The organism is Nannocystis exedens (assembly GCF_002343915.1).
Taxonomy (GTDB): Bacteria; Myxococcota_A; Polyangia; order Nannocystales; family Nannocystaceae; genus Nannocystis; species Nannocystis exedens.
Map to the genome: position 1 here is coordinate 313,216 of NZ_NETK01000002.1, position 15,245 is coordinate 328,460.

At 70.6% G+C, this 15,245-nt stretch carries 18 protein-coding genes and 1 tRNA gene; 12 read left to right on the top strand and 7 right to left on the bottom strand.

Annotated features, from left to right (window positions below; translation table 11 throughout):
• Positions 1–12: 12 nt before the first annotated feature.
• Together NAEX_RS51770 and NAEX_RS51775 are read right to left on the bottom strand one after the other, a co-directional pair.
• The gene (locus NAEX_RS51770) at positions 13–600 is read right to left on the bottom strand and encodes a hypothetical protein (protein ID WP_170136580.1); all 588 of its coding nucleotides are present in this window, start codon (positions 598–600) and stop codon (positions 13–15) included.
• A complete protein-coding gene (locus NAEX_RS51775) occupies positions 597–1,361 on the bottom strand; it encodes a hypothetical protein (RefSeq protein ID WP_170136581.1) in 765 nt (254 codons plus the stop codon). Before NAEX_RS51775 ends, NAEX_RS51770 begins: the two co-directional genes overlap by 4 nt.
• 92 nt (positions 1,362–1,453) lie before the next feature.
• Between NAEX_RS51775 and NAEX_RS51780 the strand changes: the two genes are divergently transcribed.
• The 5 genes from NAEX_RS51780 to NAEX_RS45275 all read left to right on the top strand — a co-directional run bounded on the left by NAEX_RS51780 (position 1,454) and on the right by NAEX_RS45275 (position 5,885).
• Entirely contained in the window at positions 1,454–2,365 is a 912-nt protein-coding gene (locus tag NAEX_RS51780) for a ComEC/Rec2 family competence protein (RefSeq protein ID WP_096334145.1), read from the top strand.
• Positions 2,366–2,440: 75 nt separating this feature from the next.
• On the top strand, positions 2,441–2,986 hold the full coding sequence (locus tag NAEX_RS51785; RefSeq protein WP_170136582.1) for a hypothetical protein: 546 nt from the start codon (positions 2,441–2,443) through the stop codon (positions 2,984–2,986).
• A complete protein-coding gene (locus NAEX_RS45265; RefSeq protein WP_170136583.1) occupies positions 2,983–3,768 on the top strand; it encodes an MlaE family ABC transporter permease in 786 nt (261 codons plus the stop codon). Before NAEX_RS51785 ends, NAEX_RS45265 begins: the two co-directional genes overlap by 4 nt.
• A gap of 6 nt (positions 3,769–3,774) precedes the next feature.
• Positions 3,775–4,533 (top strand): ABC transporter ATP-binding protein, encoded by a 759-nt coding sequence (locus NAEX_RS45270; protein ID WP_096334147.1) that lies wholly within the window; start codon positions 3,775–3,777, stop codon positions 4,531–4,533.
• Positions 4,533–5,885 (top strand): MlaD family protein, encoded by a 1,353-nt coding sequence (locus NAEX_RS45275; protein WP_096334148.1) that lies wholly within the window; start codon positions 4,533–4,535, stop codon positions 5,883–5,885. Before NAEX_RS45270 ends, NAEX_RS45275 begins: the two co-directional genes overlap by 1 nt.
• A 140-nt stretch (positions 5,886–6,025) precedes the next feature.
• On the opposite strand, the gene NAEX_RS45280 is transcribed toward NAEX_RS45275, so the two are convergent.
• The gene (locus NAEX_RS45280) at positions 6,026–6,973 is read right to left on the bottom strand and encodes an alpha/beta fold hydrolase (RefSeq protein ID WP_170136584.1); all 948 of its coding nucleotides are present in this window, start codon (positions 6,971–6,973) and stop codon (positions 6,026–6,028) included.
• On the bottom strand, positions 6,948–7,157 hold the full coding sequence (locus NAEX_RS45285; protein WP_096334150.1) for a TIGR04563 family protein: 210 nt from the start codon (positions 7,155–7,157) through the stop codon (positions 6,948–6,950). Before NAEX_RS45285 ends, NAEX_RS45280 begins: the two co-directional genes overlap by 26 nt.
• 56 nt (positions 7,158–7,213) lie before the next feature.
• Between NAEX_RS45285 and NAEX_RS45290 the strand changes: the two genes are divergently transcribed.
• The 4 genes from NAEX_RS45290 to NAEX_RS45305 all read left to right on the top strand — a co-directional run bounded on the left by NAEX_RS45290 (position 7,214) and on the right by NAEX_RS45305 (position 10,151).
• Positions 7,214–8,128 carry a TetR/AcrR family transcriptional regulator gene (locus tag NAEX_RS45290; RefSeq protein WP_096334151.1) on the top strand — a complete coding sequence of 305 codons (915 nt, stop codon included), beginning with the start codon at positions 7,214–7,216 and terminating at the stop codon, positions 8,126–8,128.
• Positions 8,129–8,244: 116 nt separating this feature from the next.
• A complete protein-coding gene (locus tag NAEX_RS45295; RefSeq protein WP_096334152.1) occupies positions 8,245–8,619 on the top strand; it encodes a TraR/DksA family transcriptional regulator in 375 nt (124 codons plus the stop codon).
• A gap of 9 nt (positions 8,620–8,628) precedes the next feature.
• Positions 8,629–9,504, top strand: coding sequence for a prolipoprotein diacylglyceryl transferase (locus NAEX_RS45300; RefSeq protein WP_096334153.1), 876 nt, complete (start codon positions 8,629–8,631; stop codon positions 9,502–9,504).
• Positions 9,486–10,151, top strand: coding sequence for an esterase/lipase family protein (locus NAEX_RS45305; protein WP_096334154.1), 666 nt, complete (start codon positions 9,486–9,488; stop codon positions 10,149–10,151). The genes NAEX_RS45300 and NAEX_RS45305 overlap by 19 nt, the downstream gene beginning before the upstream one ends.
• Before the next feature lie 329 nt (positions 10,152–10,480).
• On the opposite strand, the gene NAEX_RS45310 is transcribed toward NAEX_RS45305, so the two are convergent.
• Positions 10,481–11,506, bottom strand: a complete 1,026-nt coding sequence (locus tag NAEX_RS45310) for a hypothetical protein (protein ID WP_143140185.1) — start codon at positions 11,504–11,506, stop codon at positions 10,481–10,483.
• Positions 11,507–12,011: 505 nt separating this feature from the next.
• Between NAEX_RS45310 and NAEX_RS45315 the strand changes: the two genes are divergently transcribed.
• Together NAEX_RS45315 and NAEX_RS45320 are read left to right on the top strand one after the other, a co-directional pair.
• Complete coding sequence (locus NAEX_RS45315; RefSeq protein ID WP_170136585.1) at positions 12,012–12,413, top strand: helix-turn-helix domain-containing protein; 402 nt, start codon at positions 12,012–12,014, stop codon at positions 12,411–12,413.
• Between the two features lie 137 nt (positions 12,414–12,550).
• Positions 12,551–12,622, top strand: a tRNA-Val gene (locus NAEX_RS45320).
• Positions 12,623–13,435: 813 nt separating this feature from the next.
• On the opposite strand, the gene NAEX_RS45325 is transcribed toward NAEX_RS45320, so the two are convergent.
• Both NAEX_RS45325 and NAEX_RS45330 read right to left on the bottom strand, forming a co-directional pair.
• Complete coding sequence (locus NAEX_RS45325) at positions 13,436–13,741, bottom strand: ribosomal protein L7/L12 (RefSeq protein WP_096334157.1); 306 nt, start codon at positions 13,739–13,741, stop codon at positions 13,436–13,438.
• Entirely contained in the window at positions 13,738–14,460 is a 723-nt protein-coding gene (locus tag NAEX_RS45330; protein ID WP_143140184.1) for a hypothetical protein, read from the bottom strand. The genes NAEX_RS45325 and NAEX_RS45330 overlap by 4 nt, the downstream gene beginning before the upstream one ends.
• A gap of 77 nt (positions 14,461–14,537) precedes the next feature.
• Between NAEX_RS45330 and NAEX_RS45335 the strand changes: the two genes are divergently transcribed.
• Positions 14,538–15,239 carry a hypothetical protein gene (locus NAEX_RS45335; RefSeq protein ID WP_143140183.1) on the top strand — a complete coding sequence of 234 codons (702 nt, stop codon included), beginning with the start codon at positions 14,538–14,540 and terminating at the stop codon, positions 15,237–15,239.
• Positions 15,240–15,245 lie beyond the last annotated feature (6 nt).

Here is a 15,245-nt window from a genome sequence, read left to right on the forward strand (position 1 = left end):
GCGCGGAGCTTATCAGAAGCGGAGGCCGGTGAGGCCGGTCAGCACGGCCTCGAGCTCGGCGACCCGCACTCGCCGACCGATCGCCTCCTGGCCGTCGCGGGCCGGGAGCAGGGCGATCTCGAGCAAGAGCTGCTGCCGCTCGAAGTAGAGCTGGGTGACCGCCACCAGCACCCGCTCGCGCTCGGCGGCCGCGTCGAGGATCGCCCGGGCCGCTCGCAGCTCGTCGGGGTTGAAGACGAGGCGGCCGAGCTCCCAGGTCGCCCGGACCCTCGCGCCTCGCCCGGCGCCCAGGTCCTGCGTCAGCGCGTCGGCCGTGCCCGCGGCCTGGTCGAGCTGGTAGTCGCGGTCGATCGTCTGATCGTACTCGCCTTGCACGCTCGGCAGCGCGGCCGCGGCCCTCGCCCGCGCGAGCAGCCGACGCGCGCTCCTGGGCCCGAGCGCCAGCCGCTGGACCACCGCTTGCTGGACCTCGGCGATCGTCGGCCGCGCCGGCAGGGCCGCCAGCGCACGCTCGAGCGCGGCCGGCTCGGGCACCGGCGTGGGCGGAGGCGCCGGCGCGAGCGACAGGGACCATAGAAGGAGCGAGCGGAGCGCGATCATCGGACCTCTCCTCCGCACACGATCGCCGCCAGGGCCTCGCGCTCCGCGATCGCCAGCGGTCCGCGGCTGCGCGTCGGCGGCAGCTCGCGCAGCTGCGGATGACGGGCGGCATGCAGCTCCTGCCAGGCGAGCTGGCGACCGAGCCAGCGCAGCGGGTCGAACGCGACGCCGAGGCTGGCGACCACGGACGCGCTCGTGGTCGCCTCGTGGACCGCTCCGACGCCTTGGCGCGCCTGGGCCCGCAGCTCGAGGCTGACGAAGAAGTCGAGCCCGCCCGGACGGCGCAGCCGGCCGAGCGCCGGGCCGCGGACGCACTGACCTGCCGGCAACGGGCAAGGGGAGGGCGCCCAGGCCCAGCGCCCGCGGCTGTAGATCGGGACATGTCCGCTGGGACTGCAAGCGATCGCCGTCAGGCGCTCGCGCGGATCGATCGCCGAGTCGGCGGGCTGCAGCGACGGATCGCCGCGCGTCAGCACGAACGTCGCGTCGTCCGCCCCGCGCACCACCGCGGTGGCGGCGTCGAGGAAGGCCGCACGCGCCTCGCGAGGATCGGGCGCGCCGGGCGGAAGATCGACGCGCTGCCAGCAGGCCGGGTCGGGAGCACCGCGACGGCTGCCGTCGTCCCAGCAGACCCACAAGGCCGAGCGCACCGCTCCGAGCCAGGCTCGCGGCGCGGCGCTTCCGCCGTGCAGCAGCAGCGCCGGCGGCTCGTGGGCGGCCGGCGGCGAGAACAACAAGAAGAGAGCGAGGACAGGATGCACACGGTGAGGTCGTTCGAACCGGGCTCGCTCTTGCATCGCCGCGAAAAAAAGTTGCGCTGCAAAATCGGGCCGGGTCGCGACGACCTCCCCGTGTGCATTCGAACTTCTTCCTCTCGCTTTCGCTCGCCGCGGCGGCTCCGCTCGCGCCGCTCGACATCGGTCCCGGGCTCGCGCCGCCGCCCCCCGGCCCCGGCTTCCACTTCATCGACGTCGGCCAGGGCGCGTCGCTCCTGCTCGTCGGCCGCGAGGGCCACGCCGTGCTCGTCGACGCCGGTCCGCCGGCCGCGAGCGAGCCGATCCTGGCCGCCCTGGCCGCGCACGGCCTCGCCGCGGTCGACCTCTGGATCTTCTCCCACTTCGACAACGACCACATCGGCGGCTTCGTCCGCGTGCTCGCCGGGCCCGACAACCTCGCCGGCACCGACGACGACCTCGAGCTGCGCGAGCGCTGGGATCGCGGCCTCGACGACCTGCCCGAGACGCCGGCCGCGGTCGCCTATGCGGCAACTGCCGGCCCGCGGACCACCGCGCGTCCCGGCGATCGCTGGGACGCGCCGGGCATGGTCGTCCGCGTCGTCGCGGCGGGTTCGCCGCCGGAGCGTGCGGCCGAAAACGAGCGCGGTCTGGCCCTGTGCATCGAGGTGGAAGGCACCACGCTCCTCGCTCCAGGCGATCTCCCGTTCGTCCAGGTCGAGGCCGCTGCGCGGGCATGCGGCGCCGTCGACGTGTTGTGGACCAGCCACCACGGCAGCCGCACCGGGATCTCCCAGGCCGTTCTCGCCGCTGCAGCGCCCGCGCTGGTCGTCATCTCCGCGGGCGGCGACAATTCCTACTGCCACCCGCACCCCGAGACGCTGTCCTTGCTCCAGTCTTACCGTGTGTGGTCGACAGACCTCGCCGGCGCCTCGCCCCACGGTCCCTGTCCTGGCCTCGGGGCCGCCTGGGGAGCCGAGCATCACCTCGCGCTGGCCGATCTGTGGCTGTCAGCGGGCGGGGCCGATTGACCTCGAGTGGATGTCTGGGCTGCTCAGGCGCGCCGTGGTGCTGGCTCCGCATACGCTGTTACACTGGCGCCGCCCGTGCGGCCCTCCAGCTCCCCCCAGGTCCTTCTCGGCGTCGCCCTCGTCTCCGTTGTGGCTACGGGGTGCAGCGGCTGGGTCGGCTACGGTAACACCTATTACAAGCGCCGTGAGACGTCGGTCTCGCATGAAGCGACCTACAGCTTCGGAAGCCCCGGCTCGGCCTGGCGTCCGCTCTCGCAAAAGGGCACCCAGGTCGCGTGGTACAGTGAAGGGCTCGACGCCGTCATCGTCCTCGACAGCCAGTGCGAGATGCACGGCGACAGCTCGCTCGAGCAGTTCACCGACCACCTGCGCATCGATTTTCGTGAGTGGGAGGTGCTGTCGCAGGAGCGCGTCACGCTGGTCCAGCGCGACGCGGTGCGCACCGTCGTGCTCGCCTCCATCGACGGGGTCGTCAAGACCCAGATGGAGATCTACGTGGTGAAGAAAGACGGCTGCCTGTTCGACCTCGAGTACATCGCGCCGCCGCGCAGCTTCGAGAGCGGGCGGGGCGACTTCGCCAAGGTCGTCAACGGTTTTACCTTCCCGATCCGGGGCGGGTGAGCGTGCGCGGTCCGTTCGAATACATCGGCAAAGAGGTCCGCGCCGGCTTCGACTGGGCGGGCGGCATCTCGCTCCTGCTCGGGCGGGCGCTGGTCCGCGGCGTCCAGCGGCCGTGGGGCATCTACGACGTCTTCCGCCAGATCGTCGCGCTCGGGATCCGCAGCCTCCCGCTGTCGACGCTGATGGGCGTGTTCGTCGGCATGGCGCTGACGTGGCAGTTCGGCGAGGCGCTGATGGGCTTCGGCGCCAAGAACGCGGTCGGCTCGGCGGCCGCGCTCGCGCTCGTCCGCGAGCTGGTGCCGACGCTGATGGCGCTGACGATCGGCGCCAAGATCGCGACGGGCATCACCGCCGAGCTCGGGTCGATGAAGGTGTCGGAGCAGATCGACGCCATCGCCTCGCTCGGCGCCGACCCGATCAAGAAGCTGGTGTGGCCGCGCCTCATGGCGTCGACGGTCACGCTGCCGCTGCTCAACGTCTACGGCAACGTGCTGGCGTTGATCGGCGGCGCCTTCATCGCCGACTTCGTGTTCGACGTCCCGGCCGAGTACTTCTACGAGACGTACATCGACGAGCTGTACCCGATGGACTACATCTCGGGCCTCGTGAAGTCGTTCACGTTCGGCCTGCTGGTCGGCCTCATCGGCTGCTATCAGGGCTTCCAGACCAAGTTCGGCACCGAGGCCGTCGGTATCTCCACCACCAACACCGTGGTCGCGACCAGCGTGGCGATCATCGTGTTCGACTTCGTGCTGACGACGATCTTCCTGCCGGTCGGATAGTTCGCCATGGCGCCGATCATCGAGCTCCGCAACGTCTACAAGCGCTTCGGCGACAACATCATCTACGAAGACATGAGCTTCGGGGTCGAGGCGGGCGAGACGTTTACGATCATCGGCGGCAGCGGCATGGGCAAGAGCGTGTGCCTCAAGCTGATGATCGGGCTGCTCCCGTACGACGCCGGCCACGTGCTCTACCGCGGCAAGGAGGTCGGCGACATGAACGCCGAGGAGCTCCGCGAGCTGCGGCGCAACGTGGCGATGGTGTTCCAGGGCGGCGCGCTCTTTGACTCCATGAGCGTGCTCGACAACGTCACCTACGCGCTGCGCGAGCACACCAAGATGTCGGACCAGGACATGCTCGAGCGAGCGAGGGAGTGCCTCGACATGGTGGGGCTCGGGTACGACAAGGACATCCTCTACCGGATGCCCGCCAGCCTCAGCGGCGGCATGCGCAAGCGCGCCGCGCTCGCGCGGTCGATCGCCATCAAGCCCGAGGTGATCCTGTACGATGAGCCGACGACCGGCCTCGACCCGGCCAACATCGAGCGCATCGGCCACATGATCCGGAAGCTGCAGAAAGAGCTCGGCGTGACCAGCATCGTCGTGACCCACGACATGCCGATCGCGTGGAAGTGCTCGAACCGGGTGGCGATGCTGTGGCAGCGGAAGTTCCCCCACATCGGCACGCCGGAGGAGATGCAGGCGAACCCGGCGCCCGAGGTCCACGAGTTCATCAACGGCATCTATCACGAGGACCAGGACTGATGGCCAACCGCAAGGACGAAGCCCGCCTCAACTTGATCGTCGGCCTGTTCGTGATCGGCCTCGGCGCCGTCGGTGTGCTGTCGATCTTCATCATCGGTCAGGGCAAGGGCACCTGGAAGGAGAAGGGCCTCATCTACGCCGACTTCCGCCAGGTCTCGGGCCTCAAGAAGGGCAGTCCGGTCCAGCTCGAGGGCATCGAGATCGGGGTCGTGCAGGACCGCGAGTTCGTCGAGCTCGAGTACCCGTGCAACCCGCTGACCGAGGACCGCGGCCGGTTCGGCCAGGAGCGCACCGACGACTGCGACCGCACCATGTTCTGCGCGCCCGAGGGCAAGTGCGCCGAGCTCGAGGCGTACTCCTTCAACAAGGACCTCCACCCGCCGTGCGAGGAGGACTCGCAGTGCCGCGAGGACGAGGTGTGCGTCACGCAGGAGTTCCGCCGCCGCTACCGCCGCGTCTCGTGGACCGGCAACACGGGCGTGTGCGACGGCTTCACGACCGACCACAAGCGCATCCGCGTGACCCTCAGCGTGTTCGCCGACAGCCTGCAGCACATCCGCGAGGATAGCCGCGCCACGGTGTCGCAGAACGGCCTGCTCGGCGACCAGCTGGTCCAGATCTCGGTCGGCCGCGGCGCGCCGATCCCCTCGGGCGGCCGGATCCAGACCACCCCGTCGCTCATCGAGGAGCTCGACAACGTCAAGGAGCGCGTCGACGGCGTGTTCGGCAAGGTCGAAGAGACGATCGGCGGCATCGCCGAGCTGGCCTCGGCGATGGGCGACGAGAAGACGATTCGCAACGTCCAGGGCCTGCTCGCCAACGTCAACGAGGTGTCGCGCCAGATCGCCGAGGGCAAGGGCCTGGTCGGCGCGCTGCTCAACGACGACCAGTACGTGCGTGACTTCGGGGCGACGCTCCGCAGCGTCCGCGACACCGCGCAGAACCTCAACGGCTTCGTCGCCAAGGCCAAGAGCAGCATGACGAAGATCGACGACAACCTGCAGCCGCTGGTCGACGACGGCCGCAAGGTGATGTCCGACGTCTCGACGGTCATCAAGGACCTCAAGGACCCGAACAACCGCAGCCTGCTCGCCAAGGTCGTCTACGACCCGAAGGGCGAGATGGTGAAGGACCTCGAGGAGACGCTCGACAACGTCAGCAAGGTCGTCTCCACCATCGAGAAGGGCGACGGCACGCTCGGCAAGCTGCTCAAGGACCCCAAGGCGTACGACGACCTGGTCAAGATCCTCGGCAACATCGAGCGCAACAACACCATCAAGAAGCTGGTCCGCTTCGTCGTCGAGAAGGACGAGGCCGCCAGCTCCGCGGCGCCCACCGCCAAGCCCAAGTGAAGGCCGCAGGCCGGGGCCTCCGCGGCGCGTCCGCGTGCGGGACGCCTCCAGGCCATGTCGCGGCAAGCCCAGGTGAGGGCTCGCTCCCGCGGGCTCCTCCGGTGCGCTCGCGTGGGGGTGGCCTTCAGGCCATGTCGCGGTCATGTCCGTGAGGACATCGAGGGCGCGACGGTGTGGTCGATGAAGCCGGCGATCTCGTCGGCGATCTCGAGCGGAAATTCGGCCGGCAGCGCGTGCGTGGCGGCGGGGTAGACCTTCCACTGCGCGCGGGGGATCTGGGCCACCAGGGCCCGCATCGTCGCCAGCGGCACGAAGTTGTCGCGCGCCCCGGCGACGACCAGCGTGGGCACGGTGATGGTCGGCAGGACGTCGGCGGCGCTGTGGCGTTGGGCCTCGTCGACGACCGCGAGGAACAGCTCGGGGTTCATCGCCGCGATGCCGCGCATGTACAGCTCGAGATCGGCGACCTCGATGCGCTCGGCGTTCACCTGCCCGCTGCGCAGGCTGAGCTCGCGCGAGAGCGGGGAGGGCAGCCACTTGCGCCACGTACGGGTGGTGACGTCGCGGGCGATCTTGGTGGCCGCGAGGGCGAGCGGCAGCAGGCGGCGGAAGTTCTGCGTGCCCTGGAAGCTGTCGAGCACGCGGCCGCTGGGCCCGGCCAGCGAGAGCAAGCCGGCCACGCGTTCGCGGTGCCGGCGGTACAGCTCCAGCGCGACGGGGAAGCCCATGGAAAAGCCGACCGCGACCACCGGGCCGATGCCGAGGTGCTCGCACGCCGCCGCGGCGTCGTCGGCCAGCGTCGGAATGCTGAGCCGCCACGGCCGCGGCGGGTCGGGGGACTGTCCGTGTCCGCGATAGTGCATGAGCACAACGCGCCGCTGCTCGCTGAGCAGCGGCACGATGCGTTCGAAGGCCCATCCTGCGCAGCCGAGGCCGTCGAGGATCAGGATCGCGGGTGGGGGGGCGTCCTTGGGGCCGCTGACGAACAGGCGGATCGAGGCACCGTCGTCGCGCCGGAGGCGAAGCGCGAGCGGCCCGGCCGCCAGGGGGTCGGGAGAGCGATTACTCGTTCCGCCCGCGCTCGTCATCCGGGGCGTCATCCGCGAGCTCGTTGACGCTGGGGTACTTCATGATGTCCTTGCGCGCGATCTTCCAGGCCTTCTGGACGATCCACGAAAGCGAGCGGTCCTGGCGGTTAGCCTCCTCCTGGATCTCCTTTAGCATCTGTTCGGGGAAATAGAGCGACTGCTTGCGCTTGTCCGAGCTAGCCATGCCGATGTGGTCTCCGCTGGTGAAAATCGCGGAATTTAGGGTAGGCTTCGCGGCGTTTGGCTGTCAACCGCGAGCATGACGCCGACCACGGCGCGCCGGGGCTGGAAGAGGGGACAGGAACAGGCGGACAGGGCGCTCTCGCCGCCGGTGATCCGCGCGATTTCGGCCGCCTGCGGCCGGTCTCCGGGCGACCGGACTCAGCCGGGGACGAAGCGGCCACAAGCGAGGCCGAAGCCGGTACGGACGGCCGTTCTGCGCGTGCGCAGGCGCGGCGGGAGCAGCGTCGCGGGCTCATCCTGGCGGCCGCTACCCAGGTGTTCAAAGAGAAGGGCTACCACGCGACGTCGGTCGGCGACATCATCGACGCCGCCCGGATCGCGCGCGGCACCTTCTATCTCTACTTCACCAGCAAGCGTGAGATCTTCGCCGCTCTCTCGGCGGGGTTTTTGGCGGTCATTCGCGGCAGCGTCCGCAAGATCTCGCTCGACCCGGCGGAGGGTGAACCGCTGGCCCAGATGCGGGCCAACTTTCGCCGTGTGATCCACACCGTGCTGCAGCACGAAGATCTCGCGACGATCGTGCTCCGCGACGACGCGCTCGATGCCGAGGCGCGGGCGCAGCTCGACCTCTTCTACGAGCAGGTGATTGGTCTGATCGGACAGGCGGTCCGCGTCGGTCATCGCCTCGGAATCGCACGCGAGTGCGACGAGACGATCATCGCCGTCAGCGCTCTCGGTGCGCTGAAAGAGATCCTCACGCGCATGCTCGCGGGTCGGCGCGCGACCTCGACCGCGCTGCCTGCGCTGGCGAGCGAAGCGAGCGAGCCCCCGACCTCGACCGAAGCGAGCGAGCCAGGCGAACTCGGTGTCGCTTCTGCGGCGCCGCCCACGCCCTTCGCCGATCCGGATCGGCTCGCTGACGAACTCCTTCGCTTCTTTGTCCGCGGGGTGTTTACCCAGGACACTCGCTAAGCTACCCTGCCGCCCCATTCTCGAGGTCCGCCCTGGACAACCCGCGAGCCCGGGCGCCACACTGGCTCACCGGGGATCTCCAAGGTGCGCACCCCCGAGAGGACGGAGTCGTCACGATGGCCTTGACGAAAGCCCAGAACGAGAAGTTCCGCGCGATGCTCATCGAGCGGAGGAACGCCCTCATCAGTCAGGCACAGCGTACGCTCGAGAGCGACATGGTGCTGTCGCCCGACGATCGCTTCGACGAGGTCGACCAGGCGTCCAGCGAGTACATGCAGGCGTTCAGCTTCCGCCTGCGCGGCCGCGAGAAGTTCTTGATGGAGAAGATCGACCTCGCGCTCCGCAAGATCGACCAGAACACCTACGGCACCTGCGAGGAGTGCGAGGAGCCGATCTCGCTCAAGCGCCTGCAAGCACGGCCGGAGACGCCGCTGTGCATTCAGTGTAAAGAGGCGCAGGAGAAGGAAGAGGCGGTCTACGCCGAAGAGTGATCCGCGACGATGGCGCCCGAGCTGTTCACCCTCCCGGGTCTCGGGTGGGCCATCACACCGTACGGGCTCGCGGTCGCCGTCGCGCTGGTGACGGCCTGGCTCGTCTCGCTGCTGCTGGCCCGCCGCGACAAGCTGCCGACCGAGGTCCTCGGCACGGTGTTTGTGCTGTCGGCGATCGCCGGGCTGCTGGCGGCCCGCGCCAGCTACCTGCTGCAGCAGGGCCAGGCGCTCGAGCTGGCGCACCTGCGCTCGCTGCCGGCCGGCGGCCTGGCGGTGTTCGGCGGGCTGTTCGCGGCGCTGGCGGTGGCGGCGATCGGGTGCCGCCGCTTCCGCGTGCCGACGCTGGCCTGGCTCGACTGCTGGGCCCCGGCGGTCGCGCTCGGCGGGTTGATCGAGCGCGTCGGGGCGTTCTTCGCCGGCGCCGACTTCGGCATGTACGTGGGGCCAGGTGACTTCGGACATGTCCTCGGGGTCACGTATCCGGCCGGCTCGCCGGCGTTCCTGCTCCACACCGCGGCGTTCCCCGGGCTGCCCGGCTTGAGCGAGACGTCGTCGGCGCCGGTGCATCCGGTCCAGCTCTATCTCGCGGCGACCTGCGCGGTGGCGGTCATCGTCGGCCTGGCGGTGCGCCGGCTCCGGCGGTTCTCGGGCCAGACGGCCCTCGCGGTCGCGGCGGTGTTCCTGCTCGGGCGTGCGGTGGTGTTCGAGCCGCTGCGCTTCGACGCGTCGCCGCTGACGCTCGGGCCGCTGCGGCTGCAGCAGGTGTCGGGCCTCGGGCTGCTGCTCGCGGCCGCGGTGGCGTGGTGGATGCTGTCCGCCCGCGCGACGGCGCAGCCGAACGTGGCGCGCCAGTGGGAGGGTGGCCCGTGGACGCCGCGAACGTGACGCGCCCGGCGATCCCGGTGGTGGTGATCCACGGGGCCCTGCGCTCGCGCGTGGGCCTGTGGCCGGTGGTCCGCTACCTGCGCAACCGCGGCTTCCAGGCGGCGGCCTTCGGCTACGCGACCCGCAGCGACAGCCTCGAGCGCCACGCGGAGCGGCTCGAGCAGTTCATCGCCACCTGGCTCGAAGGCCAGAAGGTGCCGATGCTCGGGATCTTGACCCACAGCATGGGCGGGCTGGTCGCGCGGGCCTATCTCGCGCGCCCCGGCGCGGCCGAGCAGGCGCTCCGCCAGCGGGTGGCCATGCTGGCGCCGCCGAACCAGGGCGCGGCGCTGGCCGCCCGCTTCCGCGGGTTCAAGCCGTTCCGCTGGCTGTACGGCGCCGCGGCCGAGGTGCTGCAACCCGATCACGCGGCCATGCTGCCGCCGCCGCCCGCGAGCGCGCAGGTGCTGATCCTCGCCGGCGGCAAGCGCAAGGGCGAGCGCGGCTACTCGCGCTGGATCACCGGCAACAACGACGGGCTGGTCGGCGTCGCCGAGACCGCCTTGCCGGGGATCGATCCGGAGCTGGTCGGCGGGGCCCACAGCGTGCTGCAGTGGCGCCCGGCGGTGCTGGCCCGCGCGGCGGCGTTCCTGGCCGCGAGCGAGTGAGCGGCGCGCTGGCGTCGATCGGTCGACGGATCGCTTCTCAGGCGTGAGGGCGAGGCCCGGACGACGGCGTTGCGATCGAGTGGGGCGAGCGCCGGCGGTCGGTCATCGGAGTCGCCGCCGCCGACCACGCGGGAATGACCGCTCAATTCACGCGGCCCCGGTGACTCTCGCCGTCCCGGCGAGGACGGCCGAGCCCGCCGCGAGCGCAGGTTCCGGGGCGCCGCGTCGCTGCAGATATGTGCCCATGGCGCGGGCCGAGTCACGTGTCGGTCAGGACAGGCCGAGGAGGACATGTCCTCTCGGGCATGTACTTCGTGCTCCGTGGCGCCTCACATCGGCAGGGGCGGGGCGCAGGTCGAGACGCCGGCGCCGACGATCCGGATCGGCGCCTGGGTGAGCAGCGTGAGCGCCTGATCGCTGTCGTCGCTGTTGTCGAAGTCGAGGTGCCAGACCTCGCTGTTGGTGACGAAGTCGCCGGTGGAGGTGAAGAGGTAGAAGTCGCCGCCCCACCAGGCGAAGGCGAACGCGTTGTCGCTCTTCAGGCCGGGCAGGGGCAACACGTCGATGACGTCGCCGGTGTTCTTGTCGTACTCGGTGAGGATCGCCGGCGCCGAGCCCTGGAAGGCGAACAGCCGCCCGGTGCCGGTGCCGGTCAGCTCGCCCCAGGCATAATCGATGCCGGCGATCGTCGACAGCTCGAGGGTCTGCGGATCGATGACGCCGAGGGCTCCGACGTCCGGGCCCTGCAGGTCGGGCGAGATGCCGGAGTGGGCGTAGAGCTTGTCGCACGGGTCGTTCAAGCTGTTGGCGACGAAGGCCATGCCGAACTGCGGGAACATCGGGTTGCCGGGGACGAACCCCGGATCCTTGCACTCCACCGGGTCGCTGGCGTCGTTGAGGTCGACGGTGTAGAGATCGCCGTCCCAGTATTGAATCCACGCGCGACCCTTGCGGCTGACGCCCATCGAATAGGTGTCGACCATGCCGCCGCAGTGGATGTCGGCGATGAAGGCGAACGAGCCCGACTTCGGATCGAAGCTCCACAGCGAGCCGACGTCGGACAGGACGTACACGAGCTCGGTCCCCTCGGCGCACGGACAGCCGGCCTCGGGCTCGTTGTCGGCGCCCGTCATCTCGATGCCGGTGGTCGTCGGCTGATCGCCGCTCTCCCATCCGCCGTCACCGCCGGGCCCGCCCGCGGTGGCGCCGTCGGTCGCGGAGACGAAGCCGTTCACGTCGTTGCCGTCGTCATCGTCGTCGCCGTCGGTTTCTCCGTCGCCGAACAGGTCGCCGATGGGGCAGGCAGGGAGGAGCGAGACCGTGACGAGAAGCCCGAGGAGGCGGACGCTGCGCATGGTCTCCACGATAGCGAAGAACGCCGCGCGGGCCCGTACTCGCCCGCCTGGACCGGTTCCGCGGCGCTTCTCGCCGGCGGAGGTCCGACCGTAGTCCGACCTCTCCGGAGCGCGAACGGCCGCCGGCCGCAGGGCCGTGATCGCCGACGCGCGCTTCTCTGCCGTCGGCAGAGATCGGCTCGAGTCACCGACCCCGAGTCGCGAGCGCGAGCACCACTCGGACCGAACGCCGTCGACGATCGCAGCGCCGCCACCGCCTGTGCCAAGGGCCAGGCGCGGGACGACGGGCGCATGTGACCCATGGCACCTGGCCTTCCCGTTCTGTCACTTGGGGCATGCCTGAAGGTTCTGGTGCGCGATCTGGCCCTTGGAGGCGGTCCCGAAGGACAGGTCCCTGAGATCCTGTCGCTGGGGCCGGATTCCCCCATGAGTTATCTCCATTGGGTGACTGTTCTAAGCGCCAGGAATCATGTGTCATGGTCTGACTCTCCCCAATCCACCACAGATGAGCGACGGGACCATGAACGAGAACGAAGTTGCACAAGAGATCGGCAAGCGCATTCGCCAGTGGCGAATGAATACGCCGCCGCCGAAGACGCGCCGCAAGCGGCAGAACGAGACGGGCTGGCGGCCGCACATGACGATCGAAGAGCTCGCCAAGGCCACCGGCCTGACGGTCACCACCGTCAACAAGCTCGAGCTCGGCTACAAGGCGCCGCGGATCGAGTCGCTGCTGCTGCTCTCGCAGGCTTTCGGGTGTGACGCGAGCGAGCTTCTGCCCAAGACGAAGCACCGCAACAGCGGCAAGTCCGAGCTGCTCAACGAGCTGGCCGCCGCCGCGGCCCAGCTCGGGGCGAAGCAGCTCCGCGAGCTCATCAAGCAGGCTCGCGGGATGGAGCCGGGCTGAAACCCGGCGGCAGGCCGCGGTTTCGCCCCGCGGCCGCCGGCCCACCAGCCCGGTTCAGGCTGGCGGGACTCCGAAGGCTCAACGTGGGGGCTTGCGGTCGGGCGCGAGGTTGGCTATAAGGCGCCTCCACCCGCTGCGGGCGCGTAACTCAGCGGTAGAGTGCCACCTTCACACGGTGGAAGCCATAGGTTCGAACCCTATCGCGCCCACAACTCAATCAGCCCAGTTCATGGCCCGAGAGCCGCCGCAAGGCGGCTCTCGTCGTTTGGTCGCTTGCGAGCTGCTGCGCCCGCTGCGCTGCGCTGCGCTGCGCTGCGCTGCGCTGCGCTGCGCTGCGCGCGGCGCCGGTTGCGGCCGACGGAGCTCGCGGGGTCGAGCGTGGCGCGCGCGTCGCGGATGCTCGCGGGGACTCGTCCCGTGCCAGGGCTCCGGGGGAGCCGCGAAGGCGGGCCCGCCAGGCGCTCGCCGTGGCGCTTCGGCAGGCGCGTCGAGGATGTTGCTCTGGCCGGTATGCGGCTCTCGCGGACGACAGCCGGCGAACGCGGCGTGAGGGTCGAGGCTGTCTGCTCGAGGTCGCCCAGGCCGGTCGGGCGACGCCGAGAAGCGGGGAATGCAGAGGCCTGTCCGAGACCATGTGCGGGACGGGTCGGTCGCTCAAACTCCCCGAGGCGGGGGTCCGTCCCCGAAAGGCCATGTCCGGAGCTGGTTGGTCGTGACTCCCAGGGGTCTCGACGTGGCGTCATGCCGGAACAGCCATTGCGGTGCTGGTCGTCGTGTCACTCAACAGTCTCGACACGACGGTCCGCCCGAAGGCCATGTGGCGCTGGTCGGTCGCGACTCCCAGGGGTCTCGACGTTGCCACCTGTTTGAAAGGCCATGTCATGGCTGATCGAGGCGTCGCTCCAGAATTTCGACGCGACGGTCCGTCCGAAAGGTCATGTGCGTTGCGGGTCGATCGGGACGCCCCGGTCGACGCTGTCGTCCTGCGGCCGGGCGCACTGCGCGACGATCTCCGCGCGAGCTCAGCGGCGTCGCGCCAGCGCCTCGGCGCGCGCGTCGACGGCGTCCTTCGCCTCCTTGAGGCCGACGCCGTGGACCTCGCGGAAGCGCTTGATCGCCTGGATCTTCTGATTGCTGCGCAGCAGTCGATCGAGCTCGGCCTCGAAGGCCGAGAGCGCGGGCCCGGACGACTGCGTGAACTCCCAGCGGAGCGCCTCGATCGCCGCGCGGGCGGCGATCAAGGTGCCGCCGTGGCGGGCGCGGTGCCGGCGAATGGCCTCGATGGTCGCGCCGTGGCGGACGAGCTCGCGGATGTCGGCGTCGGTCACCCGGCGATCCTACGCGGAGCGCGGCGCCGGAGCAGGAAAACCGCCGCGAGGCCCGCGGGCGCGGCCGCGAGGACCAGCCACGGCCAGCGTGGCCGCGCGGGAGCGGGAGCGGGCTCCGGCGCGGCGACGGGGGGCGGAGCCGGCAGCGGCGGGGCAGCGGCGGGCGCGGGTCCGGGCCGGCGGATCGTCAGCGCGGATCTGCGCCGGTGCGCGACGAAGTCGAGCGGCGGGATATCTGGCCGCGAGGACATGTCCTGAAAGACAACATGGCCGAGCAGCCGGTGGCCGCCGGCCAGGCGGGCGAGCAGCGGCAAGCGGACGGTGAAGGCGTCGATCGGGCCGGGGCAGGTGAAGCCGACCGAGACCGCGAGGCCGTCCTCCTCGACGAAGGCGATCTTCTCGACCGCGCCGGGACAGGCGGCCGCGCCGCGGAAGATCTGGATGCCGGCGAGGACCTGTTCGCTGAGCAATGTCTCGACGGACAGGAGCTCAAACTCGTCGAGCTGACCGCTGCGGTCGGCGTCGGCGCCGGGCACGAGCTCGACGATCTCGGGCCGGGCGAACACCAGCTCGGCGGTGAGCCGCGCGCCGGCGATCCGGAGCTCGGCCCGCGACAGGCCGCGCTCGTGCGCGTCCGCGAGGGCAGGGACGCCGAGGCCGGCGACCACGGCGAGGGCGGCGCGGACGCGGAGGTGGGGACGGCCAGGGCGGGGGTGCACGCGGTCATGGGACGCGAGCGGGCGCGCCCGTGCAAGCGGGACTTTCGGGCTCGCGCGCGCCCCGCTAGCCTGTGCGGGTGACCGATGGGCCCCTGAGCCTGACCAAAGTGATCGCGTCGATCGGCGGGGCAGTGCTCGCCGCGTCGTTCTTCCTCCCGCTCGTGGACCTGCACGCCGGCGGCCCGGCGACGGCCGACGCGTTCGGGGTCGAGTCGATGCGGCGCCACATCGAGGGCTCGCGCGAGCTCGACAGCGTGAAGCCGCTGATCGCTCCGGCGCTGCAGCAGCTCGACATGTTCGCGGCGGGGCCCAGCCTGCGCAACCTCTCGCGCCTGGTCGGTTCGACGAAGGAGATCCTCGACACCGTGGCCGCCACCGGCATGGCCCCGGCCGAGGTGACGATGGCATCGACGGCGCTCGGCGCCACGCGGCTGGCGTTGTGGCTGGTGCCGCTGGTCGGCGCGTTCCAGGCCGTGCTCCCGCTGCTGACCCGCTTCCGCGGGTACGCCGGCTTCTTCGGCCTGGTCGCGCGGTTCAGCTTCGGGCTCCTGTTCCTGACGCTGGCCCTGGTCCCGCTGCTCGGCGCCCCGGAGGCGCGCCCGTTCTTCGGCTCCGCGGTCTACGCGGCGCTGATCGGCGGCGGGCTGATGATGGCGGCCGGGGTGGCCGGGGTGACCCGGGGCAACGCAGTGCTGGTGCTCGCCGCTCAGGCCGGCATCCTCGCGGCGATGGTGTTCGGGCTGCGGGCGCTGGTCGAGGCCGGCCAGCGCGCGCTGTGACGCAAG

Excerpts from the sequence above, each read along its gene's own strand:
- NAEX_RS45285 (WP_096334150.1), bottom strand. The coding sequence starts at position 7,157 with ATGGCTAGCTCGGACAAGCGCAAGCAGTCGCTCTATTTCCCCGAACAG.
- NAEX_RS45275 (WP_096334148.1), top strand. The coding sequence starts at position 4,533 with ATGGCCAACCGCAAGGACGAAGCCCGCCTCAACTTGATCGTCGGCCTG.
- NAEX_RS45295 (WP_096334152.1), top strand. The coding sequence starts at position 8,245 with ATGGCCTTGACGAAAGCCCAGAACGAGAAGTTCCGCGCGATGCTCATC.
- NAEX_RS45280 (WP_170136584.1), bottom strand. The coding sequence starts at position 6,973 with ATGACGAGCGCGGGCGGAACGAGTAATCGCTCTCCCGACCCCCTGGCG.
- NAEX_RS45270 (WP_096334147.1), top strand. The coding sequence starts at position 3,775 with ATGGCGCCGATCATCGAGCTCCGCAACGTCTACAAGCGCTTCGGCGAC.
- NAEX_RS45310 (WP_143140185.1), bottom strand. The coding sequence starts at position 11,506 with ATGCGCAGCGTCCGCCTCCTCGGGCTTCTCGTCACGGTCTCGCTCCTC.
- NAEX_RS51770 (WP_170136580.1), bottom strand. The coding sequence starts at position 600 with ATGATCGCGCTCCGCTCGCTCCTTCTATGGTCCCTGTCGCTCGCGCCG.
- NAEX_RS45300 (WP_096334153.1), top strand. The coding sequence starts at position 8,629 with ATGGCGCCCGAGCTGTTCACCCTCCCGGGTCTCGGGTGGGCCATCACA.
- NAEX_RS45315 (WP_170136585.1), top strand. The coding sequence starts at position 12,012 with ATGAGCGACGGGACCATGAACGAGAACGAAGTTGCACAAGAGATCGGC.